This window comes from Flavobacterium sp. ZB4R12 (assembly GCF_048276375.1).
In the GTDB taxonomy this organism is placed as follows: Bacteria; Bacteroidota; Bacteroidia; order Flavobacteriales; family Flavobacteriaceae; genus Flavobacterium; species Flavobacterium gawalongense.
Window position 1 is genome coordinate 50,613 of record NZ_JBLNKS010000012.1, and the last position, 24,258, is coordinate 74,870.

28 protein-coding genes and 1 riboswitch are annotated in these 24,258 nt (G+C 33.9%); of the genes, 12 read left to right on the plus strand and 16 right to left on the minus strand.

Translation table 11 applies throughout. The features are described 5' to 3' along the window. The first annotated feature begins 36 nt into the window (after positions 1-36). Together ACNO7W_RS10115 and ACNO7W_RS10120 are read left to right on the plus strand one after the other, a co-directional pair. Positions 37-1,482, plus strand: coding sequence for a S41 family peptidase (locus tag ACNO7W_RS10115; protein WP_417938040.1), 1,446 nt, complete (start codon positions 37-39; stop codon positions 1,480-1,482). A gap of 74 nt (positions 1,483-1,556) precedes the next feature. After that, positions 1,557-2,171 carry an N-acetylmuramoyl-L-alanine amidase family protein gene (locus ACNO7W_RS10120; protein WP_417938041.1) on the plus strand — a complete coding sequence of 205 codons (615 nt, stop codon included), beginning with the start codon at positions 1,557-1,559 and terminating at the stop codon, positions 2,169-2,171. Between the two features lie 64 nt (positions 2,172-2,235). Here ACNO7W_RS10120 and ACNO7W_RS10125 read toward each other — a convergent pair whose 3' ends face one another. From ACNO7W_RS10125 to ACNO7W_RS10160, 8 genes are all read right to left on the minus strand, one after another. Continuing rightward, positions 2,236-3,291, minus strand: a complete 1,056-nt coding sequence (locus ACNO7W_RS10125; RefSeq protein ID WP_417938042.1) for a YncE family protein — start codon at positions 3,289-3,291, stop codon at positions 2,236-2,238. 4 nt (positions 3,292-3,295) lie between these two features. After that, a complete protein-coding gene (locus ACNO7W_RS10130; RefSeq protein ID WP_417938043.1) occupies positions 3,296-5,149 on the minus strand; it encodes a TonB-dependent receptor plug domain-containing protein in 1,854 nt (617 codons plus the stop codon). Positions 5,150-5,176: 27 nt separating this feature from the next. After that, positions 5,177-5,440, minus strand: a riboswitch (cobalamin riboswitch). A gap of 103 nt (positions 5,441-5,543) precedes the next feature. Then, the gene (gene cobC, locus ACNO7W_RS10135; RefSeq protein ID WP_143388611.1) at positions 5,544-6,080 is read right to left on the minus strand and encodes an alpha-ribazole phosphatase; all 537 of its coding nucleotides are present in this window, start codon (positions 6,078-6,080) and stop codon (positions 5,544-5,546) included. Continuing rightward, positions 6,065-6,862 carry an adenosylcobinamide-GDP ribazoletransferase gene (locus ACNO7W_RS10140; RefSeq protein WP_417938044.1) on the minus strand — a complete coding sequence of 266 codons (798 nt, stop codon included), beginning with the start codon at positions 6,860-6,862 and terminating at the stop codon, positions 6,065-6,067. Before ACNO7W_RS10140 ends, cobC begins: the two co-directional genes overlap by 16 nt. A 59-nt stretch (positions 6,863-6,921) precedes the next feature. Continuing rightward, the gene (cobT, locus tag ACNO7W_RS10145; RefSeq protein ID WP_417938045.1) at positions 6,922-8,607 is read right to left on the minus strand and encodes a nicotinate-nucleotide--dimethylbenzimidazole phosphoribosyltransferase; all 1,686 of its coding nucleotides are present in this window, start codon (positions 8,605-8,607) and stop codon (positions 6,922-6,924) included. A gap of 240 nt (positions 8,608-8,847) precedes the next feature. Continuing rightward, positions 8,848-9,492 (minus strand): diphthine--ammonia ligase, encoded by a 645-nt coding sequence (locus ACNO7W_RS10150; RefSeq protein ID WP_417938046.1) that lies wholly within the window; start codon positions 9,490-9,492, stop codon positions 8,848-8,850. After that, a complete protein-coding gene (gene cobU, locus ACNO7W_RS10155) occupies positions 9,489-10,004 on the minus strand; it encodes a bifunctional adenosylcobinamide kinase/adenosylcobinamide-phosphate guanylyltransferase (protein WP_417938047.1) in 516 nt (171 codons plus the stop codon). Before cobU ends, ACNO7W_RS10150 begins: the two co-directional genes overlap by 4 nt. Positions 10,005-10,006: 2 nt before the next feature. Beyond that, positions 10,007-10,219 carry a DUF5522 domain-containing protein gene (locus ACNO7W_RS10160; RefSeq protein ID WP_417938092.1) on the minus strand — a complete coding sequence of 71 codons (213 nt, stop codon included), beginning with the start codon at positions 10,217-10,219 and terminating at the stop codon, positions 10,007-10,009. On the opposite strand from ACNO7W_RS10160, the gene ACNO7W_RS10165 reads away from it, so the two are divergent. From ACNO7W_RS10165 to ACNO7W_RS10180, 4 genes are all read left to right on the plus strand, one after another. Next, on the plus strand, positions 10,131-10,391 hold the full coding sequence (locus ACNO7W_RS10165) for a hypothetical protein (RefSeq protein WP_417938095.1): 261 nt from the start codon (positions 10,131-10,133) through the stop codon (positions 10,389-10,391). The genes ACNO7W_RS10160 and ACNO7W_RS10165 overlap by 89 nt on opposite strands. Before the next feature lie 90 nt (positions 10,392-10,481). Then, positions 10,482-11,624 (plus strand): ABC transporter substrate-binding protein, encoded by a 1,143-nt coding sequence (locus tag ACNO7W_RS10170; RefSeq protein ID WP_417938048.1) that lies wholly within the window; start codon positions 10,482-10,484, stop codon positions 11,622-11,624. Between the two features lie 123 nt (positions 11,625-11,747). Then, entirely contained in the window at positions 11,748-12,779 is a 1,032-nt protein-coding gene (locus ACNO7W_RS10175) for an iron chelate uptake ABC transporter family permease subunit (RefSeq protein WP_417938049.1), read from the plus strand. A gap of 88 nt (positions 12,780-12,867) precedes the next feature. Beyond that, on the plus strand, positions 12,868-13,653 hold the full coding sequence (locus ACNO7W_RS10180; protein WP_417938050.1) for an ABC transporter ATP-binding protein: 786 nt from the start codon (positions 12,868-12,870) through the stop codon (positions 13,651-13,653). Positions 13,654-13,777: 124 nt separating this feature from the next. Here ACNO7W_RS10180 and ACNO7W_RS10185 read toward each other — a convergent pair whose 3' ends face one another. The 4 genes from ACNO7W_RS10185 to ACNO7W_RS10200 form a co-directional block, all read right to left on the minus strand. Then, positions 13,778-15,385 (minus strand): class I SAM-dependent methyltransferase, encoded by a 1,608-nt coding sequence (locus tag ACNO7W_RS10185; RefSeq protein WP_417938051.1) that lies wholly within the window; start codon positions 15,383-15,385, stop codon positions 13,778-13,780. Positions 15,386-15,498: 113 nt separating this feature from the next. Further along, on the minus strand, positions 15,499-15,954 hold the full coding sequence (locus ACNO7W_RS10190; protein WP_417938052.1) for a tRNA (cytidine(34)-2'-O)-methyltransferase: 456 nt from the start codon (positions 15,952-15,954) through the stop codon (positions 15,499-15,501). Positions 15,955-16,012: 58 nt separating this feature from the next. Beyond that, positions 16,013-16,588, minus strand: coding sequence for a pseudouridine synthase (locus ACNO7W_RS10195; protein WP_417938053.1), 576 nt, complete (start codon positions 16,586-16,588; stop codon positions 16,013-16,015). 151 nt (positions 16,589-16,739) lie between these two features. Further along, entirely contained in the window at positions 16,740-17,381 is a 642-nt protein-coding gene (locus ACNO7W_RS10200; protein ID WP_417938054.1) for a Pr6Pr family membrane protein, read from the minus strand. Positions 17,382-17,519: 138 nt separating this feature from the next. Between ACNO7W_RS10200 and rmuC the strand changes: the two genes are divergently transcribed. The 4 genes from rmuC (at position 17,520) to ACNO7W_RS10220 (ending at position 20,542) form a co-directional block, all read left to right on the plus strand. Further along, a complete protein-coding gene (rmuC, locus tag ACNO7W_RS10205) occupies positions 17,520-18,899 on the plus strand; it encodes a DNA recombination protein RmuC (RefSeq protein ID WP_417938055.1) in 1,380 nt (459 codons plus the stop codon). Further along, positions 18,896-19,261: a 6-phosphogluconate dehydrogenase gene (locus tag ACNO7W_RS10210; protein WP_417938056.1), complete on the plus strand. Its 366-nt coding sequence runs from the start codon at positions 18,896-18,898 to the stop codon at positions 19,259-19,261. The genes rmuC and ACNO7W_RS10210 overlap by 4 nt, the downstream gene beginning before the upstream one ends. A gap of 5 nt (positions 19,262-19,266) precedes the next feature. Further along, positions 19,267-19,815, plus strand: coding sequence for an acyl-CoA thioesterase (locus ACNO7W_RS10215; RefSeq protein WP_417938057.1), 549 nt, complete (start codon positions 19,267-19,269; stop codon positions 19,813-19,815). Positions 19,816-20,002: 187 nt separating this feature from the next. Beyond that, complete coding sequence (locus tag ACNO7W_RS10220; protein WP_417938058.1) at positions 20,003-20,542, plus strand: YceI family protein; 540 nt, start codon at positions 20,003-20,005, stop codon at positions 20,540-20,542. Here ACNO7W_RS10220 and ACNO7W_RS10225 read toward each other — a convergent pair. From ACNO7W_RS10225 to ACNO7W_RS10235, 3 genes are all read right to left on the minus strand, one after another. Next, positions 20,481-20,627, minus strand: a complete 147-nt coding sequence (locus ACNO7W_RS10225) for a hypothetical protein (RefSeq protein WP_417938059.1) — start codon at positions 20,625-20,627, stop codon at positions 20,481-20,483. The genes ACNO7W_RS10220 and ACNO7W_RS10225 overlap by 62 nt on opposite strands. A gap of 165 nt (positions 20,628-20,792) precedes the next feature. Then, positions 20,793-21,668: a DUF5777 family beta-barrel protein gene (locus ACNO7W_RS10230; RefSeq protein ID WP_143388861.1), complete on the minus strand. Its 876-nt coding sequence runs from the start codon at positions 21,666-21,668 to the stop codon at positions 20,793-20,795. Positions 21,669-21,681: 13 nt separating this feature from the next. Beyond that, a complete protein-coding gene (locus ACNO7W_RS10235) occupies positions 21,682-22,074 on the minus strand; it encodes an OB-fold protein (protein ID WP_417938060.1) in 393 nt (130 codons plus the stop codon). A 96-nt stretch (positions 22,075-22,170) separates the two neighbouring features. Between ACNO7W_RS10235 and ACNO7W_RS10240 the strand changes: the two genes are divergently transcribed. Together ACNO7W_RS10240 and ACNO7W_RS10245 are read left to right on the plus strand one after the other, a co-directional pair. Next, the gene (locus tag ACNO7W_RS10240; RefSeq protein ID WP_417938061.1) at positions 22,171-22,539 is read left to right on the plus strand and encodes a hypothetical protein; all 369 of its coding nucleotides are present in this window, start codon (positions 22,171-22,173) and stop codon (positions 22,537-22,539) included. Further along, positions 22,469-23,098 carry a YceI family protein gene (locus ACNO7W_RS10245; protein WP_417938062.1) on the plus strand — a complete coding sequence of 210 codons (630 nt, stop codon included), beginning with the start codon at positions 22,469-22,471 and terminating at the stop codon, positions 23,096-23,098. The genes ACNO7W_RS10240 and ACNO7W_RS10245 overlap by 71 nt, the downstream gene beginning before the upstream one ends. A 191-nt stretch (positions 23,099-23,289) precedes the next feature. On the opposite strand, the gene ACNO7W_RS10250 is transcribed toward ACNO7W_RS10245, so the two are convergent. Next, positions 23,290-24,204 (minus strand): TIGR01777 family oxidoreductase, encoded by a 915-nt coding sequence (locus tag ACNO7W_RS10250; protein ID WP_417938063.1) that lies wholly within the window; start codon positions 24,202-24,204, stop codon positions 23,290-23,292. Positions 24,205-24,258 lie beyond the last annotated feature (54 nt).

Genomic DNA, 24,258 nt, shown 5'->3' on the forward strand with positions numbered 1-24,258 from the left:
ATTTTTACATTGATAATAGATATCGAGAACAAAAACATGAAAAAAACATTCAAACTTACGCTTTTATTATTCTTAGCTATTTTTACTTTCCAATCTTGCCAAGACAACGATGATGTAGCGGCACCAGTAGACTTAGACATTCAGGATTTTATCTGGAAAGGCTTAAACCAATACTATTTATGGCAAGCTGATGTACCTAATTTAGCTGATGACCGATTTGCAACTCAAACAGAACTAAATGCTTTTTTGAAAGGATATCCTGTTCCCGAAGATTTGTTTGATGCCTTGAGAGTGAACTCTTCAATTGACAGATTCAGTTGGATTGTAGATGATTATTTAGAACTGGAAGGTGCGCTTCAAGGAACCACAAAAAATGATGGTGTCGATTTTGGTTTAAGCTATAAACCCGGAAGCACTACCGAAATATTTGGCTATGTTCGTTATATTATTTCAGATTCAGATGCGGCAACCAAAGACATCAAGCGTGGAGATCTTTTTACTGCCGTAAACGGAACACAACTTACTATAAGCAATTACCAAAGCTTGTTAGGTGCCGAAAATTACACATTAAATATGGCTGACTACAACGGAACTACTATTGTTTCTAATGGAAAAACGGTTGCATTAACAAAAACAGTCTTGTCCGAAAATCCAATTTTAATCAATAAAATGATTGAATCAGGTTCTCATAAAATAGGGTATTTAATGTATAATGGATTTTACGCCAATTATGACAATCAATTAAACGAAGCTTTTGGCTCCCTTAAAGCACAAGGAATTACCGACTTGGTTTTAGACTTACGTTACAATGGTGGCGGTTCTGTTCTTACGGCAACACGATTAGCCAGTATGATAACGGGACAATTCACGGGAGAGGTATTTGCAAAACAACAATGGAACGCCAAAATCAACGCCTATTTTGAATCTGAAAGTCCAGAATCTTTAAAAAACAACTTCACTGACAAAATTGGAACTACACCTATTAACAGTTTGAATTTGACTAAAATTTATATTCTAACCACAAAAAGTTCTGCATCAGCAAGCGAATTGGTAATCAACGGATTGAAACCTCATATTAATGTGGTACAAATTGGTGATGTGACCACCGGAAAAAATGTTGGATCGGTTACGCTTTATGATTCCCCTACTTTTGGTACAGAAAACAGAAACCCAAAACACAGATATGCTATGCAGCCTATTGTTTTAAAAATCGTAAATTCGGATGGTTTTGGTGATTACTATAACGGATTACAACCTGATTATGAACTGAAAGAAACCTTGAGCACTTTAGGAGTTCTTGGTAACACTTCAGAGCCTTTATTAAGCACGGCAATCGGAAAAATTACTGGAACCGGAAAAATGCTGAAACAAAGTACAGGGAAAGATTTCGACTATTTTAAAGACGCCAAATCTATAAAAGGTATCCAAAACCAAATGTATATTGAGAAAGCACCCGAAGGACTTTTGAAAGCTTTAAAATAATTTAAAAAAGTCTCATAATAAAAATATTTTTTTTAAGTTTACATTTAGTATTCAACACCTTAAAACAGATCTAAATGAAAAACTTAAAAAAAGTATTATTAGTAGCAATTATAATTGTCTCTTTTTCATTTATAAGCTCTAAACCATTAGAACCAAAAAAAATAAATATAGTTATTGATGCAAGTCACGGTGGACATGATTTTGGAGTCATCTCTAATTCCATTAGTGAAAAGCAAATTGTAGAACAAGTCACTAACAAAATTAAGTCTTTGAATAGCAATGTTGTGATTCACCTTACCAGATCGGATGATCAATTTCTATCCCTTGAAGAAAGAGCTGATTTCATCAATAGAATCAAACCGGATTTAGTTTTGTCTCTACATGTAAATGCAAGCTTAAATAATAAAACATCCGGCTTGGAATTTTACGTTGCAAAAGAGACTGAATTTTTTGAAAAGTCAAATGAAATTGCAGAAAAATTAAATGATAAATTTTCAGAGAATACAAATTTAAAAATGTTAGGTGTAAAAACTGGTCCTTTTTATATTCTTAAAAAATCAGATGTACCTGCGGTAATTATTGAACTTGGTTATTTAACCAATGAAAATGACAAAAAATACTTGATTGATGACAAAGAACAAAATAGAATGGCTAAATCCATTTCGGAATTCATTTCGGAAATGAAATAGAAATAGCAGGTATAAAAAAGGCTTTCAGTGATGAAAGCCTTTTTAATTTCAAAAAAAAATAAAACTAATTATTAAAATAAAAACCATTTGGACCAACACCAACAGTTAGTTCTTTTTGTAAAGTTCCTGTTATAGAATAAATATATGCTTTACTGTTTGCTGTAAAATCGCCACCGTCAGCAATAAAAATACGGTTGTCATTTACTGCAAATCCGTACATTTTTCCATACGCAGAAGTAGAAGAGTAATTCACAATTGAAGTTACTGAAGCCTCATTTGCAATAATATTCATAGCATAAACAGCAGTTTCTACAGTGTAAAATATTCTATTTTCATAAATATCTAAGTTACTAGCTCCATCTAATGCTTCAGGAAAAGTAACTTTGCTAATAGTTTTGTCGGATAATTTCACTTTTACAATTTCACTTCTTCCTCCATAAGGGCTTCTTAACACATATAAAACACCATCTTTAGCTTCCATTGTATCCGCGCTTGATCCAATATTCACAGAAGTTTCAAGAGTGTTTGTACTAGGATTTACTACCAATAATTTATCATTACTGTAGGGTTCTGTAATATATAATTTGCCATTTTCAAGCACAATTCGGTTGGCTGTTGCATTCAATTCAATTTTTGAATCAACCGTATTAGTTGCTAAATTAATTACTGCTATATAATCGTCAGTATCACCACTCGTCGGATTAGCATATGAATAGGTGTTTGCATTGGTAACATATGCTTTCCCTTCTTTTACCACACCATATCTTGGGTTTTTAAGCCCAGAATCTATTTTAGCAATTAATTTAAAAGTATATCTGTTTACCACATTTATAGTATTAGAGCCACCAGCTATGATATAAGCATTGTCTCCATCAAAAAAAATTGATTGAGCATATTTTCCAAATACATCTGAACCGTTTACAGTACCATACACATCTTGCGTAAAACTACTTAAATCATTCCCGATATAAGAAACTGAGCCTTGTCCTGAGCCACCTTCATTCAAAATCAGAACACCATGGGTATAGGCTCCTATAGGCTCATTTGAATCATCATCATTCGAACATGAAACAAAAAACGAGATGCTGAGCGCAACTAAAAATAATTTACTGAACTTCATTATATTAAAATTTAAGGATTAAATACATATTATAATTTCTTCCTGGCATGGGTCTATCTTCTAAACTTTGGTACTCTTTATTAAATACATTTAGAATTTGAAAGCCTAGTTTAAAGGAAGATAAAAACTTCAAATCATAATCGATACCAATGTTAGAAACCATGTAATCATCAATGATTTCTTTAGGGTCATTATCTGATCTTGTATAAACAAAACCATTATATAAAAATTGATAATTAATCGAGATTTTACTGTGGGCGTACGCTACAGCTCCTGTCACCTTATTGAAAGGAACAAAAAAGAGTTGCTTGTTGGTTTCTTCATTTTTTGAAATGGTGTACGCATAAGTAGCATTGGCGCTAAAGTAGTTTTTACCATAATTATTTTTCCAGCTCAGTATGGTTTCTGCTCCGCAGGTATTTACTTTTTCAGTGTTTTGAGGTGCCCAAATACCATTTTTTCCTGGAATCCATCGCAGTAAATCTTTAATTTTAATGTAATAAACCGTTTGAGAAAAGGTTATTTTTTTATACGAAAAAACATTACCAATTTCTGCCTGATATGAACTTTCGGGTTTTAAATCGGGATTTCCTCCTTCTTCCCAATACAAATCATTGTAAGTTGGAATTCTGAAATTTCGAGACAAATTTAATTTCAGATTGTAAAATTTGTTAAACGCATATGATGACCCTAAGGAGAACAATACAGGCGATTTATAGACATCATTAAATTCTTTTCGGATGCCAAATTCGTTTTGCCATTTTGTATTTACTTGTTGTTTAGCTAAAAAGGCGAACGACCCTAATTCACGAATATGATTGCCAAAACTAGTACCGTATCCTTTGGTTCTGTTGTAATCTAAAACGCCATTAATTTGTATCGATTTAAGTAATTGACAGCCTAAATCGAGTTTGGTAATTAAACTTTCTGTTTTTCCATAACTATAATAATCGCGGTCAATATCAGCAAAATATTGGTAATTTTCGAAAATATAAGCTGTTTTGAAATTGGTTGTAAGTTTATCAAAATCGCCATTGTATTCTATCAAATTACGACTAAAACCATTAATGTATTTTGATTTGGTTTCAGATTCAGAAACCAGAGAAGTATTACGGTCTGTGTTCGAAGTTTGGCTGTATAATTTAAGAATATTATTTTTATTTATTTTATATCCAAAATCAGCATTCAAACCCATCACGTCATATTGTCCATTTCTATTCCGACGTTGTTCTCCTCTCCAATTGTATTTATTTAAGTATAAATAATCATTGGTCGAGCTATTTTTTGAAAACCCAATTTGAGTGCTCCATTTTTCATTCGAAACATTCATTTTATAATTTACGCCAATAGTGTTGAAACTTCCATAATATAACTTTAAACTATTGTCGAATTGGTTGTTAAAAGATAAGTCATTGTTCAAATGAACCGTTCCACCAATAGCACCACTTCCGTAAATAACGCTTCCACCACCAGCTTTTACGTTTATCGAATTGTAATCTGAAGCCGAAATAGTATTAAAATCGGTGCTTCCGTTCATTTGCGAATTAATGTTGATTCCATTCCAAATGACAGCGGTTTGTGATGCGGTTGTTCCTCTAAATGAAACTGTCGAAAGCATGCCTCGTCCATATTCTTTAAAATAAATAACCGAATTAAAGTTTAACAAATCAGTTAGTAATGCTTCATTTTTGTTGATTATGGAATCATTGAGTTTTAATACCGATTGTGAAGTAGAGAATTTTTTGAAGTTATTGTCAGAAACTACGACTTCTTTTAACTTTGTTATAGAATCGTTTTGTGCCGAAATAAATTGGCATACGCACAGCGAAAAGCATAGAAAGAGTTTTTGTAATGTCATAATTTCTAAACTCTTTTTCCCGAGAGTTCGATATTTGTTAACAAAGGCAGGTCTCCTGGCTCGCGTCTGTTGTTTCCCTTCCCGAGAAACTGAAATAAATTCAGTTAACTCAGTGGTTTTGTAGCTAACAACAGCATTCCAATAACGGAACTAAGCTTACAGTTGCGGGTACAGCTCAGGATTTTATTTTAGATTTTAGATTTTCTAAAAAATCTAAAATCTGTAATTCCACCTGATTCCCTTTTAATGTGTTTTAAAAATCATAACACAACCTTAATGCGGATGCAAATATAAAGTTAAAATTACTGAAAAATCAAATTTGCTTTATTTTTTAAATAAAAATTTAAACAAAAAACAGCTTTTTGACTTAAAGTAAATTCGGACTATCTTTTTCTTATAATTCAATTTTAATTACAGCACCAAAATCAACTTTATTCTGAAATGCATCTTTTAGTGGTAAATTAGTAATTCTACACAATACACTTCGAATGACTCCTGCATGAGCAACGATAATTACCGGCTTAGAACTATTTTTCAGAAGTTCATTTTCCATAAAATCAAAAACTCGATCGTGCAAATCCGTAAACGATTCCCCATTAGGTACTCGAACATTTACAAAATCATTCATCCAAGGTGTAAAATCATTTGGTGGAATTACATCCCAATTTTTCATTTCCCAATCTCCAAAATTCATTTCCAACAAACGGGAATCTTCATTAATAGAAGTAATTACTGAATTTTCTTTGATATAATTCGCCAAAAGAACACAACGCTGCAAAGGGCTGGAATAGAGAATCGCATCTTCTGGTAATTGTTTTTGAATGACTTCAAAAATCACATCGTAAGGCTTCAGTATGCCCACATCCGATTGTCCATAACAAACTCCTTTTTCACAAACCGTATCGGTATGACGTACTAAATAAACTTCCATAATGCAATAACTGATATATAAAAAACCACTTCACAAACCTGTTGGGTCGCACCCAAACAATCCCCGGTATACCCGTCAATCCATTTCTGAAAATAACGTGCTAAAAAAAATCGAGTCAGAAAAACAGGTAGTAAAACCAACAGCATTTGCCACTGAAAATAGGACAAAATAACTAATGGAAGTAATCCAAAAAAGAAAGCTCCTACCACTTCTCTCCAAGAATAACTTTGTGCGATAGGTTTGCTTTTACTTGAAGCATCTTCTCGAGAATATTGATGAGTAAAAACAATTGAAATCGCTGCTAATCGACTGATGGAATGCGCTGAAACAAGGAGTAAGAAACAAACAAAATATACATTTAGACCCGTGTTTTCTGCATTTCTAAAAAGCATATTTGTGGACATCAACTTTACTAACAAGAGTAAAACAACACCTATTGCTCCATAAGCACCAATGGCACTGTCTTTCATAATCATCAGTATTTTTTCTTTGGTCCAACCGCCTCCAAAACCATCGCAAACATCAGCAAAACCATCTTCATGAAAAGCTCCCGTAACTAAAACCGAAGCAATCATCGAAAATATGACCGCAATTTCAGGAGCAACTAAATAATTAAAAACACAATATACCCCAAAAGTCACACTACCTACTATCCAACCAATTACTGGAAAATAGCGTGACGCTTTATTTAAATAGTCGGGATTGTGATCAATATTTTTGGGACACGGAATTCGGGTGTAGAACATCAATGCGGTAAAAAATATGTGGAGTTCTTTTTTCATTTTCATATTATTTTGGCTAAAGCTAAAGCCACTTCATCTATACATTTATATTCCAACAGCTAAAGCTGTCGGCTATTCACTCCTGCGGATTCAAAACTGGCCATTTCATCCAAAAAAGCTACTGCTGATTGAATAATAGGAAATGCCACAGCACAACCCGTTCCTTCGCCTAAACGCAAATCGAGTTGTAATACCGAACGAACTTTTAGATAATCTAATATTTTTTGATGCCCCTGTTCTGCGGAGCTATGGCAAAAAATAGCGTTTTTGGTAATGGATGGATTTTTTTTATACGCTATCAAAAAAGCCACACTGCAAATAAATCCATCTACAAGGATAAGCATATTCTCTTCTTTTGCCTTAAGCATTCCACCAACCATTTGCATAATTTCGAAACCTCCAAAATAGGCTAATTTGCTGTCCAAATCATCTGACCCTTGGTAATTATCAATGGCTTTTTTAAGGATATTTTGCTTTTGGGTTAACTTTTCATCAGTCACACCTGTCCCTTTTCCTACGCAATCTTCTATTGGTAATTTCAAAATAACACTCATTAAAACAGAAGCTGTAGCTGTATTCCCGATACCCATTTCACCAAAACCAATACAATTACTTCCTGTTTTTGCAACGATTGCTACAATTTCACTTCCTTTGACAAAACACAATTCCAGTTCCGTTTTACTCATTGCGGCTCCATGCAAAAAAGAGTGTGTTCCTTTTCCTGTTTTTGCCGAAATCAAATTGGCATTCATGGGAAAATCATAATTCACACCCGCATCCACAATTGATAATTGGATGTTATTTTGTTTGCAAAACACATTGATTGCTGCACCTCCTTCGAGAAAATTAATCACCATTTGTCTCGTAACATCTTGCGGATAAGCACTCACGCCATGATTAGCAATTCCATGATCGGCAGCAAAAACGACCATATTAGGTTTTGTGATTTTTGGTTCTAAAGTTTGAAATACCTCTCCTATTTGTTTCGCTACCACTTCCAAAATTCCTAATGACCCTAATGGCTTGGTTTTATTATCGATTTTGTATTGCAATGCTTTGGAAAAATCAGATGAAGTCTCCGTTCTATCTTGATTTTCAAAATTTATATTTTCGATTTTACTTACGTGTAAAACTGTAATTTCTTCTATAAAAGGAGCTTCTTGTTTTTGTTTCCAATTCAATTGTTGCAACATCGGTTGGTTTTCATAATTGGTGGCAGGTTTGCCTACACAGAAATAACCCAAAGGCTCAATATTTTCAGGTAAACCCAATAATTGCTTGAACTGATAATAATTCAAAATTGAAACCCAACCCATAGAATAGCCTTGTTCTGTAAGCGAAAGCCATATATTTTGTACTGCACAAACCGAACTGAATTTTATTGCTTCATTACTACCAACTGTTCCAATGGTAAAACTATTCAATACCGAACGATCATAACAAATCACTAATCCAAGTGGCGCTTCCTCAATCGCTTCAAGTTTTAGGGCTTGGTATTGTGTTTTTTGATTTACATCATCAGTTAGATTTGCCGCTTTTATATCATATTCCAAAAACAATTCCTTAATTGCCTTTTTAATTTCAGTCGACTTGATAAGATAGTATTTTGTAGCATCAGTCAAACCCACAGAAGGTGCCCAATGTCCCGCTTGCAGTGCTTTTTGAACCACAGCATCAGGTACTTCATCATTCGTAAAATGACGGGTGTCGCGACGGGATTTTAAAATTTCATCTAAATAAGTCATCTTAAAATGATTTTATTATAAGGTTATAGCAACAACTACTAATTTAAAACATGTAAGGAATATAAGTCCATTTAAGTTAAGCTTCAATTCCAGAATAAGTTCAAAACAATTTAACATTTCAGTAAGTTTACTAAACAATAACCATTTTGTTCTTTTATGCCCTTATATTCCTTATATGGTTTAACTTGTTTTCTTTTGTTATAAATTATATTCCAACTAATCATATATAGTTGCTTTTGGTTATTCATCCCAAACGATGAAACAATAATTCTCATAGGTAATTCTAGTGAATTCAGGCAGTTCAATCGCTCCAGAAAATAACGGACAATTGATTACCAAAGTATGAAACTCCCCATTTTCTCCGCAAGGATCAATACCTTTTTCGAGTAATTCTCGTGCTAATTCTTTAGTTAAAATTTTACCCAAATAACTTTCACCCATTGTTGTATTGCAGGAAACAATCATCGTTACAATGCCGCTTTCAAGCATTTGGTTTACCAAAACAATTCGGTCTTGTTGCCACAAAGGCAAAATTGCTTTTAGCGAAGCCGCCTCACATACTTTGTCCTCCCAATCTTTATGCGGTTGTAAATCGATGTCACCAAAAACGGCTGCTTCCAAATCATACTTGCCTTTTAGCATTTTCAAAACAGCAATAAACTTTGCTTCATAATCACCCCAAGTTGCAGGAATTGCTTCCATAGGCAACTGCATTTTTTGGGCTTGCTGATTCAATATAGCTAAAGGTAATCCATGAGAACGGGACACTTTCCCGTTCTCATTCATCATATTGAGTAGCACTTTTGGAATAAATCCTTGCTGAACTGTTTGCATCATTGCATAACAACTGTCTTTTCCTCCACTCCAGGAAGTTACAAAATTCATATTTTTTCTTTTATTGTTACAGGAATTCCAGAAACCATGAGCACAACGGTATCGGCATTTTTGGCTAAATATTGGTTCATCCAACCTTGAAGTTCTGTGAATTTTCTACCAATATGAGTTTCGGCATGAACGCCCATCCCTATTTCATTGGTTACAATAATAATAGTTGCATTTTCTTGATTGGCAATGGCATCAAATTCGGTTTTAGCTTGTTCTAAACACAAGGCAACATCATTTTTAGTATCCACGAAAAAGTTCGTTAACCAAAGTGTAACGCAATCTACAATTGCTACTTTTCCTGAAAAATCAATTTCGCTCAAATGTTTTTCTTTTTCGATATTAATCCATCGTTCATCACGATCTTTTTGATGGCGATCGATTCTCTTTTGGAAATCATCATCCCATTTTCTGGCTGTAGCAACATACATTGGTTTATCAGATAATTCTTTTGCTAAATTTTCGGCATAACTACTTTTACCGGAGCGTTCGCCGCCAGTTATTAAATATATCATTTTTATATTTTTTTAAATCCATACGGACAATGTCGACATCCATTGTCACAACAATGCCCTCTTTTTAGATGAAACCAAGCCTTAAAAACATAATTCCCATTTTCTAAATAATAGTCGATTCCTTCTATGAGATTAGTAGTCTTTGGTAAATCTTTGGCTCTGTTTTCAGTTGCGGTTTCGGGAGTTACTGTTGCCACATACTCCTCTATTTTCATCGAACAAGCGGCGGCAAAACAACTGGGACAAAGGCAATCAATACTATCTGAAGGGTTAAAAATAGGAGGAAAATCATTACACCAACATTGGCACCCTTCTGAAGTATCACCACAATTAAAGGGCTTTTCGCAAGTAGAGCAATTTTTGACTTTTATGCTATTCATTTGGTAAAGATACTATTTGTTCATTTTTTTACCACTAAAAATAAACAAGAAATTTTATAAATTTGATATACCTTTGTCGTTATCGAAAAATTAAATTATGAAATTTCCCTTTTATAAAATCCTTTTTGTTCTCTCTTTTTTAGCTTTCATTGGATGTAAGAAAAATGAAAAATCGGATGTCGCAAAAACAACTATCGCAAAAAACACAATTGAATATGCTTCAGGACTCGCTATTTATGAATACGACGGTTATTCAGTTGTAAAGGTGATTAATCCTTGGCCTGATGCCAATAAAAATTTCACTTACGTTCTAAAAGAAAAAAACAGTATCGTTCCGGATAGTTTACAAAAATACACTGCCGTTCAAGTTCCGTTGCAATCGATTGTGGTAACCTCAACTACAAATATTCCTTTTTTGGAAATACTTGGCGTAGAAAAATCATTGGTAGGTTTCCCACATACAGATTATATTTCCTCCGAGAAAACCAGAAAATTAATTGATGTGGGTTCCGTTAAAAACGTGGGACAAAATGAGAAATTAAACATGGAACAACTCATCGAATTGACTCCTGACCTTATTGTGACTTTTGGCGTAGACAATAACAACCCGATGATTAAAAATTTAGAGAAAAGCGGCTTAAAAGTAATGATTCAGGGCGATTGGATGGAGCAATCCCCTCTTGGAAAAGCAGAATGGCTAAAACTGTATGGTGCGTTATTTGGTAAAGAAAAAGAAGCCAAAACACTTTTTGATAACATTGTAAAAAACTATAATGAGGCTTTAAAATTAGTTTCAAATAAAAAACCGGAATCAACTGTATTATATGGTTCGATGTATCAGGACCAATGGTTTGTTGCCAAAGGAAATAGCTGGGTGGCACAATTTATGAAAGATGCAAAAGCCAATTATCTTTGGTCTAATGTTGAAGGAACAGGAAGTCTGGGTTTGTCGTTTGAAAACATATTAGATAAAGCAAAAAGTGCTGATTACTGGATTGCCTCGGGTCCGTTTAAAACAATATCCGAATTAGGGGACAGTAATCCGCATTACAGCCAGTTTGATGCTTTTGCAAGCAAAAACGTTTATACTTTTGAAAGTAAATTAGGGGCAAAAGGCGGAACAATTTATTATGAATTAGCACCAAGCCGACCTGATTTAGTTTTGAAGGATTATATTAAAATCTTTCATCCTGAATTGCTTCCTAAGTATACTTTTACTTTTGCACAAAAACTAAATTAAATCCTCACCCCTCCCGAAGCGTCGGGACTCTCCAAAGGAGAGGGAGCCAAAACTGAATTTCAATTCATTTTAAAAATTAAATATAGTATCGCAAAACATAATACAGGTATAAACAAACGACAATTGAACAATCAAAAACGAAATACAATTCTATTTATCCTGATCGGTTTAGGGCTGATTATCATGTTTTTTCTAAACATTAGTCTCGGTTCGATTACGATTCCTTTCAAAGAAATCTACACTAGTTTGACAGGTGGCCAGGCAAGTAAATCAACTTGGGAATATATCATTATCAATTATCGTTTGCCCAAGGCCATCACTGCCGTTTTAGCAGGAATGGGATTATCGACAAGTGGTTTATTAATGCAAACCTTGTTTAGAAACCCATTGGCAGGGCCTGATGTTTTAGGACTGAGTTCAGGAGCAAGTTTGGGTGTTGCTTTTGTTATATTGAGCGCTAGTTTGTTACCTCCATTTTTAAGCACTCTTTTATTGTCCTCTTACGGAGTAGTTTTGGCATCTACATTAGGAAGTACTGCGGTTTTATTATTGGTTTTATTAGTTTCGCAACGTTTACGTGATACGATGGCAATCTTAATTGTGGGCTTGATGTTTGGCAGTTTTACCAGTGCGATTGTGGGCGTACTCACCTATTTCAGCTCAGCGGAACAATTACAGAAATTCACTTTTTGGTCTTTGGGAAACCTTGGAAATTTGTCTTGGACATCGATCCTAATTTTATCCATTTGCGTGGGAATTGGTTTGCTTTTGAGTATTTTCAGTATCAAATCATTGAATGCTTTACTTTTGGGTGAAAACTATGCCCGTAGTTTAGGCCTGAATTTCAAAAAAGCACGCCTGATTATCATTTTTGCAACGAGTATTTTAGCTGGTAGCATTACCGCTTATGCAGGTCCAATTGCCTTTATTGGTTTGGCAGTTCCTCATATAGCAAAATTGATATTTAAAACTAGTGACCATTCCGTATTGTACTGGAGTACATTATTTTTAGGAGCTGCAATAATGCTTATTTGTGATGTAATTTCACAAATGCCGGGCATGGAAGTTACTTTGCCTATCAATGCTGTGACTTCGATAATTGGTGCACCGATTGTGATTTGGTTATTGGTTCGCAAACGAAAAATGATGGGATAGTTTAGAGGACAGTAAACAGTTTTCAGTTTTCAAAACTTTGAGTCTTTGAGCCTTCGTGGCAAAAAACTCATATAATTAGTGGTAAAAAATGAGCAACAAAAAAAACATACTTACAACATCACATTTAAGCATTGGTTATAAAACCAAAAACTCGGTGATATCTATTGCCAAAAACCTCAACTTGAATTTACAAGAAGGAAAACTGATTGCTTTAATTGGGGCGAATGGAATTGGAAAATCGACTTTATTGCGAACAATAACTGGAATTCAAAAACCGCTACACGGTGATGTTTTTTTGAATGATAAAAAAATCACATCCTACAATCCTTTAGAGTTAGCTCAAAATTTAAGTATTGTTCTTACCGAAAAATTACCTCCAAGCAATCTAACCGTTTTTGAGTTAGTGGCGTTGGGTAGACAGCCCTATACCAATTGGATCGGGACATTGACTGATCTAGATATAGTAAAAGTGAACGAAGCGATGGAACTGACTCAAATCAGTCACTTAGCTACTAAAAAACATTATGAAATAAGTGACGGGCAATTGCAAAAAGTTCTTATTGCACGTGCTTTGGCACAAGACACACCTTTAATCATCCTCGATGAACCCACCACTCATCTGGACTTATTACACAAAGTGGCACTTTTCAAATTACTTAAAAAACTGACGCACGAAACGGAAAAGTGCATTCTTTTTTCTACTCATGATATCGATATGGCAATACAATTGAGTGACGAGATGATTATCATGACGCCAGAAACCGTAGTGCAAGACGAGCCGTGCAATTTGATTAGCAAAGGAAGTTTTAATACCTTATTCAAAGACGAACATATTGTTTTTGATAGCGAAAAAGGAAAATTTTTGATTGTTTAATTAGCCTGCTTTTACTACAAAGACATTCTTTTTTGCCACGAAGGCTCAAAGACTCAAAGTTTTGAAAACTAAAAACTATATAATGGTGCCTTCTGAAATCTGCCATCTGAACACTGAATACTCATCACCCCCCTTTCAATAAATTAATACTCACTGTTGCAATAGCAGCATCTGGAAATCTCCTGAAGAAATTATTATCCGGATACAATCCCGCTTCAGCAGCTATTTTGTGTAATACAGGAATTTCCACTATATATTGATCCGAAAAACCGTGCGTGGCATCATAAGCGGTAGCGGCAGTTTTTCCTAAATTGGCAGCGGTCAAAGTTGGGGCAATGGTATGCAATTCAATCATTAACAATCCGAATTTTCTAACATAAGGCGACCATTTATTGAAATGTTCCAATAGATTATCTTCGACTAAACTATTACTGATTCGCTCTCCTCTATGCGCAAATGCTCCTGTTGAATGACTCACTCTGTCTTTGGTGATATGTTTTGGCATTTCCCAAATTCTGTTGTGATCCAAGAAGGTTCTCACATTCAGCAAATCTTTCAAATCGATGTTATAATTTTCCAATAAATCATTGGCTAACAAATCAGGCTGACCAATATCTCCCCAAATTACTTTGGCCCAAATATCTGCTTTGATCAAATTGGCTCGGGTTACTTTCAAAGCCGCTTGATTATAATCGGCACCAACAAGGAACAAAGGATACTCATCCAGCATTTTTCCGCGTAGGGTTTGTCTTTCGATTACAGTATAAATATGTTCTATAAATGCCCCATTGCCACAACCCATATCCAAGATTCCTTTGGGTTGGTCTTCTATAGGTAAATTAAATAATTTGATGATAATCTCATCTACGACTTTAAAATAAGTATCGTGCGCACCCCCGCTTCCCCAAACATTCATTTCTCGATCCACATGAATTTCATCTTCGCCTTCGGCAACGGTTCGGAGTATATTTGGGTTACCAAAAAGCAAATCCTCCATTTTACTGAAAGTGGGTAAATAAGAAACCGTCACCCCATAAGCAGTGGCTCTTTTGGCAAAAAACAACCCCTTTTCCGTAAACTGATAATTGCCTTTTTTTTGTGTAAACCAACCTAAATCAACAAAGAAATCCAGAATGATTTTGAAATTTTCGGGTGATTTATGAAATTCTTCGGGGCGGAAGGAAATTTCCATAAAATACTTATGAAACATCCCACTCATACCAAGTCTTACTAATATTGGTCCAACCAAACAACCTTCAATATGCGTTAAAATCTGATGTTGAATTTCATTGGTTGTGGGATCATTGGAGAATAAAATCCCATAATTAGTTGCATATAAATCGAAAATTAAACCCAATCGAACGAATGGAATATCATCTAATAATCGCGTACGAAATTGCATCGTGAAATTTAGTAAATCAAGTACATCTTCATACAAATAGAACATCGAAAAAGCAATGGCACTTTTGTCGTTTATGCTATATTTAATTTGATCTGTACTATTATTGATACGATAATCCAAGAATCCTTGAGAACACAAAACACGCAAACCTACATTGAGATAACCCTCATTGGCTTTAAACTGCGAGGTAAGTTCCTTCAGCGTCACTTCTTTTCTGTCAAGAATATAGGACAGCACTCCTTTTTCATGCAAAATATACGCTACAGGTGCGGTAACCAAACCATCTAAATGTTTGAAAATGGCACTTCTAAGGATAACTTTATCGATCATAAAAGTAAATTTTAAAGGAGAAAAAAACACAATTCAATCCGGAATGACCTACTCAAATATATGAAATTCCATCCACAAAATTGCCTTACTTTTTACAATTCTAAATTTCCAACTTACCGTTTACTAGTTATTTGTCTTTTTGCTTCGCCAATGACAAACGCAACAGAATTTGCGATATTAAAACTTCTAATTAGTGGTGACATTGGAATCGTCAAATGATTGGGAAATTCGTTCAAAACAGCTTCGCTCAAACCCACACTTTCTTTCCCAAAAACCAACCAGTCACCATCCTGAAAATCATTCTCTAAATACGATTTATCGGCGTGAGAACTCATCAGAAAAACTCGGGATAAATCAGGAATCCGTGCTTTCCATTCGGTTACATTTTGATATTCCGTAACATCAAGATGCACCCAATAATCCAAGCCGGAACGTTTCAGATTTTTATCATTGATAACAAACCCAAAAGGATGAATTAAGTGTAAACGGCTTTCGGTGCCCACGCACAATCGACCAATATTCCCAGTATTATTAGGGATTTCAGGTTCTACTAAAACGATGTTTAACATTTTATACTTTATTAAAAGATTGAAAAATTAAAAGATTGAAAAATTCATATCCTATCCCTTAAATTTCTATTTGAAAATTTTCTACTTCTTTAACTTCTCCCGACTGTAAATCATTCAGATGTACGTTTCCTATTCGAACACGAACCAATCGCAAGGTAGGAAAACCAACAGCGGCAGTCATTTTTCTGACTTGGCGAAACTTTCCTTCATTCACCGTTATCGAAGCCCAGGAAGTTGGACCGTGACGTTCATCTCGTATCTTTTTTCCTCTTGCGCCAAAAGCAGGAATTTCATTAATTAAAAAAGCTTTGCAAGGTTTAGTGATGTATTTAGTGCCATTAAAACCTATTTCGACCCCTTTTTGCAATTCCTCAATCGCTTCCTGATTGATAATGCCATCGACTTGGACATAATATTCTTTGTCGACTTTTTTACTTCTGATGATTTCGCTCATCATCCCATCAGTAGTCAATAGCAATAATCCTTCGGAATCTTCGTCAAGACGACCTATAGCCATCGTTCCTTTGGGGAAATCATATAGTTCACCCAACAGTTTCTTTTTTCTTTTTAATTCGTAAATAAACTGACTCAGATACCCGTAAGGTTTATGAATGATGAAGTGATGTTGGCTCATGCTGATGAAATTGTAATAAAGAATCACAAAAGTACCATAACCAAAGGGATTACAGAACATTTCATTAAAATGAATTCAAAAATATAATGATTGTACAACTCAATGAATAAGCGTAAACCATAAATGATTACAAATTCTTCCTTTCAATCACTTATTTAGAATTTACTCGTTTCATTTTCCCAATCCCAATCAATAAAGTTCCAAAAAAAAGAAAAGCCAATAGCATAAAAAAGCTGTTAAGCAGCACTTTGCTGTATCCCAAAACAGTTACATTGACAAACGGATACGGATAAAAACTAAAAAAAGCACCCCGAACTAACGTGTAAACCAAATACACGGAAGGAAAAATCAACCACGGAAAGATGTTTTTGAATTCCAATTCTTTTTTAGGAACAAATACTATCCAAAATACGAAAACCAATACCGGAATGACCAAATGCAATAACTCATCCACTACTTTTTGAGAACCCGTTGGAGCCCATAAAAATCGCAGAATCGCATTGTAAACAAGCCCTACAATGATGATGTATAATGTAATTGCTGTTGTGTTTTTAGGTTTCGAAAAAAACAAACCCCATTTGGATTTTGGCTTTAGCCAAAGAAAAGTAAAACACAACGCAACCAGAATATTCGATTGAATCGTAAAAAAACTAAAAAATCGGACAATCGTTTCCAGAAGTGAAGCCACACGATTCAAAATTATAAGATACAATTGCAATAAAACAGCAAACCAACCGACAATAGCTATAATTGCAAAAAAACGAGAATGGAATTTTATTGATTGATCCTGCATATTCTTAAAGTATAAAAAATTAATTGATAGCTAAAATTTACAAATCCATGTATGCTAAAACTTGAGATAGTATTTTGATTTCGGAAAGGAAACAAGGAAACTTTTGTTTATTTTTACAAACTTACAAAAAGAAATTTTATGTCAAATATGCTTCCGTTTTTATTGATTTTCATCGTTGCTCTCGCCATCGGCATTTTCATTGGGAAACTCATTTTCTCTGCCCGATTTCAGTCGGAAAAAATTAGTTTAGAAGAAAAGCTAATTGCATTTTCTTTCCAATTCAATCAACTAAAAGAGCAAATTGCTATTGACAAAACAGCCTTTGAAAAGCAATTAGAAAACACCAATTCTGAGAAAGAAAGCATTCGAAACGAAAAAGACAGTCTGGCAATTCAGCTTTCTAAAAAAGAAGTAGATTTCGAGAATCTTTGGGAACGCAACAAGGAACAAAAAGAAGAAGTCGAGAAACTACAAGAAAAATTTACCAAGGAATTTGAAAATCTCGCAAACAAAATATTAGAAGAAAAGTCCAATAAATTCACGGAACAGAACAAGGAAAACATGAAAAATATCCTGTCGCCTTTGCAGGATAAAATTCAATTATTCGAAAAAAAAGTAGAAGACACACACAAAGAAAGTATTGATTATCATGCGGCTTTGCGTCAACAAATTCTGGGCTTGCGAGAAATGAATATTCAAATGAGCAAGGAAACCATTAACCTGACCAAGGCTTTGAAAGGCGATAGTAAAATGCAGGGGAATTGGGGCGAATTAGTTTTAGAACGCGTTTTAGCAAAATCAGGATTAGAGAAAGGCCGTGAATATGAAGTACAACAAGCGTTCACCACCGAAGATGGCAATCGCGTTTTTCCTGACGTTGTCATCAATCTGCCTGACGGCAAAAAGATGATTGTCGATTCCAAAGTCTCTTTGACTGCTTATGAAAAATACATCAACGAGGAAGATGACGATGTAAAAGTTGGATTTTTAAAAGAACACGTTAACTCCATCAAACGCCACGTAGAACAATTAGGCAATAAAAACTACCAAGATTTATATCAAATAGAAAGTCCTGATTTCGTATTGTTATTTATTCCAATTGAACCCGCTTTTGCCATGGCGCTTAACGAGGATACGACTTTATACAACAAAGCATTCGAGAAAAACATTGTTATTGTTACGCCTGCTACTTTATTAGCTACTTTACGAACTATTGATAGCATGTGGACCAATCAAAAGCAACAGGAAAACGCTTTGGAAATTGCGCGTCAGGCTGGTGCATTGTATGATAAATTTGAAGGTTTTGTGGGTGATTTAATCAAGATTGGCAAGAAAATAGACGAAAGCAAAATTGAATACAGTGGCGCCATGAATAAACTGGTGGAAGGAAAAGGAAACTTAATCGTAAGTGTGGAGAAATTGAAAAAGATGGGAGCCAAAGCGAAAAAAGCACTTCCTGAAAGCATATTGAACAGAGCGGAAAAAGACGAAAATCAATTATTAAACGAATCAATATGAAAAGAATTTTAGGAATTATTTTAGGGATAAGTACTCTTGCCTTAATTTGCTATTTTGCATTTCTCTACTACGTTCCTTACAGCGAAGGCATTCGCTCTGGTGAACTCATAAAATTAAGCCACAAAGGAATGGTAATAAAAACATGGGAAGGCGAGTTAAGCCAAGGAATTTCCGGAGCTCAGATTTTTAGTTTCTCCGTTTTGGACAGCGACAAAAAAGTGATTGAAGATTTGAAAGGACTTCAAGGAAATTATGTCAAATTAACCTACGTAGAAAGATACCGAACATTTGCCTGGTGGGGAGAAACGAGATATTTTGTAACATCCGTTCAAAAAGAAGCTTCACCCTTTAATCAAAAATAAATTTTATGAATACTATTTTTAAAACTGTCGCCTCTTCTAATATCAGTATTTCAGAATTAATGCTACCGTCCCACACTAATTTTAGCGGAAAGATCCATGGTGGTTATATATTATCATTACTCGATCAGATAGCTTTTGCCTGTGCCTCAAAATTTTCAGGGAATTATTGTGTAACCGCCTCAGTGGATACAGTAAATTTCCTAAAACCGATAGAAGTAGGCGAATTGGTTACGATGAAAGCCTGTGTGAATTATGTAGGTAATAGTTCTATGATTATAGGTATTCGTGTAGAGGCCGAGAATATTCAAACAGGCAAAACAAAACATTGTAATTCCTCCTATTTTACCATGGTTGCCAAAGACAAGGAAGGCAAGAGCATGCTTGTTCCAGGATTAATCCTGTCTAATCTAAATGAAGTACGCCGTTTTTGCAATTGCATCAAACAAATAGCCTTAAAAAAGGAAAAAGACCTACACGAAGAAGTCTTTAATTACAGCTCTATAGAAGCGCTAGCAAGCTTAGAAAAGTACAATGTTAGGTTAGAATTGAACTAGGTGATTTAATTCTCGTTTTTGGGCTAAAATCAATTGGTTAGAAACTTTAAAATTCAGAAATCAACTACAACTTCTAATTTACATAAACTGCCCTATAAATTCATTTTAATTAGGTTATTTTCCCCATATCGTAAGTTTTATTTCCTTGAAATTTCGTAACTTTAAGTAATTTAATTCATAGAAGATTATGAAAAAAATTACGCTCCTTTTCCTAATTTTTATTGCTAATACGACTATTGCCCAAGAAAAAATGATGACCGATAAAGGAATTATAAATTTTGAGGCTTCAGTACCATTCTTTGAAGAAGTAAAAGCGATAAATCAAAAAACATACTGTGTTTTGGTTACCAAAACGGGGGAGATAACCTGTTGGGCTATCATTAAAAATTTTCAATTTGAAAGAAATTTGATGGAAGAACATTTTAATAAAAATTACATGCAGAGTCATCGTTTTCCTAAAGCCACTTTCAAAGGCATTATTGAAAAATTTGATTTAAAAAACATTAACTCAACTGCAAACGAATACCTGATTAAAGGAAAAATTACTATGCATGGAAAATCAAAAAAAATCATAGTAATTGGTACCATTAAAAAGGGAGCTCAAGGAATCGAACTAATTTCAAATTTCCCGCTAAATACCGATGATTTCAAAATCGAAATTCCTTTTATAGTACGAAGTAAAATATCCAAAAACGTGAATACTCAGCTTTATTGTGTTTTACAATAATTTTCGTTAAACAATTCCTAAGTGCTTGCTCTAAGTTTGTAAATTGAAATTGAAATCCTAATTTTTCAAATTTTTCTGACGACACTCTTCACCCATTCAATACTATTTTGGACATTTCACTCCTTACAATTTTATCTATAAAAGGAGGGCCTTTGTCTGCCTAATCAAGTAAAAATGATGTCTTATTTTTTCTTATAAAAAATTTTATTAGAAAGTGAAAATATTCTATTTAAATCAATTCCCCCATATTTTAGAAAACTCTTACTAGGTTAAACCCAAAAGCAATTTCTCCTTTGCTCCAATCACCAGTAGTCTGTCCTAAAAAACCAGATTCATGCATCGCTTTGGAATTGGTAAAATGCATTTGAAAAACATGTCCTCCTGTTTCTAAATCGACACCTATAGAAAGAGGATTTTTATAGATAGATTGACTTGCCCGATTTAAATGAGCCGCATAATCCATATTAACAGACCACCGTTTTGCAAATTTATATCTTCCTCCTAAACCAATTGCATACTGATTATTATCCTGTGGGTTGGGTAATATAACCTCTTTATTTTCATCCAAAATATCCCTAACAATATTTTCATGAAAATAAGTAGGAGCAATCTCAAGAGATAATTTCTCGGTTACTTTTCTAGAAATTAATAGTTGAGTCACATACGTCAAACGATTTTCAAATTGAATCAGTGGATAATTAACTTTTTTCATTTCAGTATTTATAGCTAGACTGTTAAATCCGACAATTGTTACAGGAAATCCTTCTGTTTTTTGTGAGATTAATAAATACTTTATTCCCAAATCATATGTTTCCTGAAAACCACTTCTAGAAACATGCACTGTCAACCAATCTTTCAATCCAAAAGCAAATTTTAATTGCGTATTAGCATTATCCAGTCCAAAAAAATCATCAAAACCCTTATTCAAATAGTCAAATCGATGTGCAACAATAAAATAAAAATCACCTTTCCCAATTAATTTAGTAGATTCTAAGTTTACAATTTTTAACGATTTAAATGCAGATACCTCATTTGTATTTGTCTTTTGAACATCAATTTCAGACAACAAATCATCTTGAGCAAAAGCGAAAATCGGAAACATTAATGCAAAAAGTAATTTTTTCATATTTATCCATATTTCAATTTATAATTATACATTGATCTAATTTTAGTTCTTCCAATAAGGAATCGTACCCTATAAGACGCCCTTTGATTGTTACCTCAGAGTTGGGCAGGATGGTTATGGGGATTTCTTCTAAAAACGTAGCAAACAACTTTTCATCAAGAACCATAGATTGAGTTTCAAAATCTACACTAAAAATTTTTCCACTTACAATAATGGTTTTATCTAAATATTTTGTGTTAGCCGCCGATTCATTAGTTTGAAACTCTAAAATAATTGCTTTGGCGCTCACATTATAACTTCCTTCTTCATTTGCTATATCACGATGTTTCTTATAAATAAACAAATACCCCCCAACAAGAACTATAATCAGTAAAAGTGACGCAGCTATTATTTTATATTTCTTCATGTAATTTTATGATTTATTTATCAAAAATATCTAAAAATAATCAAACCTCAGTTTTTTTTCTTATTTTTATAAAATAAACAATCTTTTTTACATACAATGAAAATAGAAAAAGTATTTACCTTAGCAATTTTGGCCTTTTCAATTGTAAGTTGTTCCAGTGGATCAGAATCTGATATTGCACCATCCCCTAATCCTACTCCGGGATCAATAACCTATACGAACAACATTAAATCAATTATAAACAATAACTGTATTTCTTGCCATGACAATAACCCTACAAACGGAGCATCCGTTTCATTAGACACATATGCAAGAGTCAAAAGCGCCACTGAAAACAACGGATTAATCGATAGGATTTCAAGAGCTCAAGGTACAGTAGAAATGATGCCTAAAAATGGAACTAGATTACCCCAAAGCACTATTAACATGTTCATTAATTGGAAAAATAATGGCTATTTGGAATAATAAACAGATACAAATGAAGTTAATGAAATTACTCTCTATATATATTTTTTATATAGGAACTGTTGGTTTTGCGCAAGATCGAAAAATAACTAAAACGGGAGAGATAATCTTTGAGGCTTCTGTCCCTTCCTTTGAAGAAGTAAAGGCCATAAATGAGACAGTCAGTTGTATTTTAAATACAAAAACCGGAGAAATTGCCAGTTTAGCATTGGTAAAAGGGTTTCGATTTAAAATCGCTTTAATGGAAGAGCATTTTAATGAGAACTATATAGAAAGCAAACGTTATCCAAAAGCTACTTTTAAAGGGATACTAAAGAATTTTGATATGAATAGTCTCGGTATATCCCCAAAAGAATTTATACTAAACGGAAAACTTGAAATACATGGAAAATCTAAGGATGTAACAACAACTGCCATTCTCAGAAAAAAAGGAGATAGCATAGAAATTACTTCAAATTTTAATGTAAATCCGGCTGACTTCAATATTAAAATTCCAAAAGTGGTAAGTGAAAAAGTAGCTAAAACAGTCAATATAAAAACTACCTTTTTATTAAAATAAAGCGAATTAAATTAATTTACTAAGAGAACTTTTACACTCTAAAGATGCAATACTATTTAATTAATAGTTATTCCAATCATTACTCAGTACAAATTTCACTTTAAAAACCTATGCAAATATCAAAATTACAGACATTAATTAGAAACAAAATATCAAAAAAAGTTAAATATTAGAACCTATTCTGTTTAAATTTATTTCATTAAACAATCCCTAAGAGCCTCCTCCAAGTTTTTGTATTTAAATTGGAATCCTAATTTCTCCAGTTTTTCTGATGACACTCTTCGCCCATTCAATACTATTTTGGACATTTCGCCCATTGCTAATCTTAATACAAAAGCAGGAACATTTGGCAACCAAATAGAATACCCAAAAACTCGCGCCAATGTTTTAGAAAAAATCGCATTTGTCGTATTATCATTAATGGCCGCATTATAAGGACCATTCATCCCCGCATTTACAATAGCCTCAAGATATACATTACATAAATCATTAACGTGTATCCACGGCATATATTGTTTTCCGGAACCTAATACGGAACCCAATCTATACTTAAATAAAGGAACAAGTTTCTTTAAAAAACCATCATTTTTTCCCAACACTAATCCGGTGCGGATTTTTACAGTTCGAATATGTAAATTTTCAATAAAATCTACCGCACCTTCCCATTTTTGACACGTAGAACCCAGAAAGTCATGAGCTAAAGCTGTTTCTTCAGTACAGATTTCTTCTCCGTTCACAGCACCATAAATCCCAACTGCTGAAGCCGAAACAAAGGCGTCCAGTTTTTTATTGTTTTTTTTCAAAACAGAATAAATCAACTGAATTGATTGCACTCTGCTATCAATGATTGCTGCTTTGCGCTTTGCCGTCCATCTTTTTTCGGCGATATTTTCACCCGCTAAATGGATTATGTAATCCGCATTTAATACTGCCGCTTCATCAATCATCTGATTTGAAACGTCCCATTTAAAATAAGAAATATCGGTTGTGCTTTTTCTATCACTCCTACTCAATATAGAAACTGAGAATCCTTTCTCAATTAATAAATTAGTCAAGTGCTTTCCGATAAATCCTGAACCCCCGCTTATTAATATATTTTTTTTCATAACAAAACAAATCTAGTCATTTTGAATGACGTAAGCATGAACATTAATTTTTGC

Coding starts and splice junctions, on each gene's coding strand:
- ACNO7W_RS10115 (WP_417938040.1), top strand. CDS start 37: ATGAAAAAAACATTCAAACTTACGCTTTTATTATTCTTAGCTATTTTT.
- ACNO7W_RS10120 (WP_417938041.1), top strand. CDS start 1,557: ATGAAAAACTTAAAAAAAGTATTATTAGTAGCAATTATAATTGTCTCT.
- ACNO7W_RS10125 (WP_417938042.1), bottom strand. CDS start 3,291: ATGAAGTTCAGTAAATTATTTTTAGTTGCGCTCAGCATCTCGTTTTTT.
- ACNO7W_RS10130 (WP_417938043.1), bottom strand. CDS start 5,149: ATGACATTACAAAAACTCTTTCTATGCTTTTCGCTGTGCGTATGCCAA.
- cobC (WP_143388611.1), bottom strand. CDS start 6,080: ATGGAAGTTTATTTAGTACGTCATACCGATACGGTTTGTGAAAAAGGA.
- ACNO7W_RS10140 (WP_417938044.1), bottom strand. CDS start 6,862: ATGAAAAAAGAACTCCACATATTTTTTACCGCATTGATGTTCTACACC.
- cobT (WP_417938045.1), bottom strand. CDS start 8,607: ATGACTTATTTAGATGAAATTTTAAAATCCCGTCGCGACACCCGTCAT.
- ACNO7W_RS10150 (WP_417938046.1), bottom strand. CDS start 9,492: ATGAATTTTGTAACTTCCTGGAGTGGAGGAAAAGACAGTTGTTATGCA.
- cobU (WP_417938047.1), bottom strand. CDS start 10,004: ATGATATATTTAATAACTGGCGGCGAACGCTCCGGTAAAAGTAGTTAT.
- ACNO7W_RS10165 (WP_417938095.1), top strand. CDS start 10,131: ATGAGATTAGTAGTCTTTGGTAAATCTTTGGCTCTGTTTTCAGTTGCG.
- ACNO7W_RS10160 (WP_417938092.1), bottom strand. CDS start 10,219: ATGAAAATAGAGGAGTATGTGGCAACAGTAACTCCCGAAACCGCAACT.
- ACNO7W_RS10170 (WP_417938048.1), top strand. CDS start 10,482: ATGAAATTTCCCTTTTATAAAATCCTTTTTGTTCTCTCTTTTTTAGCT.
- ACNO7W_RS10180 (WP_417938050.1), top strand. CDS start 12,868: ATGAGCAACAAAAAAAACATACTTACAACATCACATTTAAGCATTGGT.
- ACNO7W_RS10185 (WP_417938051.1), bottom strand. CDS start 15,385: ATGATCGATAAAGTTATCCTTAGAAGTGCCATTTTCAAACATTTAGAT.
- ACNO7W_RS10190 (WP_417938052.1), bottom strand. CDS start 15,954: ATGTTAAACATCGTTTTAGTAGAACCTGAAATCCCTAATAATACTGGG.
- ACNO7W_RS10195 (WP_417938053.1), bottom strand. CDS start 16,588: ATGAGCCAACATCACTTCATCATTCATAAACCTTACGGGTATCTGAGT.
- ACNO7W_RS10200 (WP_417938054.1), bottom strand. CDS start 17,381: ATGCAGGATCAATCAATAAAATTCCATTCTCGTTTTTTTGCAATTATA.
- rmuC (WP_417938055.1), top strand. CDS start 17,520: ATGTCAAATATGCTTCCGTTTTTATTGATTTTCATCGTTGCTCTCGCC.
- ACNO7W_RS10210 (WP_417938056.1), top strand. CDS start 18,896: ATGAAAAGAATTTTAGGAATTATTTTAGGGATAAGTACTCTTGCCTTA.
- ACNO7W_RS10215 (WP_417938057.1), top strand. CDS start 19,267: ATGAATACTATTTTTAAAACTGTCGCCTCTTCTAATATCAGTATTTCA.
- ACNO7W_RS10220 (WP_417938058.1), top strand. CDS start 20,003: ATGAAAAAAATTACGCTCCTTTTCCTAATTTTTATTGCTAATACGACT.
- ACNO7W_RS10230 (WP_143388861.1), bottom strand. CDS start 21,668: ATGAAAAAATTACTTTTTGCATTAATGTTTCCGATTTTCGCTTTTGCT.
- ACNO7W_RS10235 (WP_417938060.1), bottom strand. CDS start 22,074: ATGAAGAAATATAAAATAATAGCTGCGTCACTTTTACTGATTATAGTT.
- ACNO7W_RS10240 (WP_417938061.1), top strand. CDS start 22,171: ATGAAAATAGAAAAAGTATTTACCTTAGCAATTTTGGCCTTTTCAATT.
- ACNO7W_RS10245 (WP_417938062.1), top strand. CDS start 22,469: ATGGAACTAGATTACCCCAAAGCACTATTAACATGTTCATTAATTGGA.
- ACNO7W_RS10250 (WP_417938063.1), bottom strand. CDS start 24,204: ATGAAAAAAAATATATTAATAAGCGGGGGTTCAGGATTTATCGGAAAG.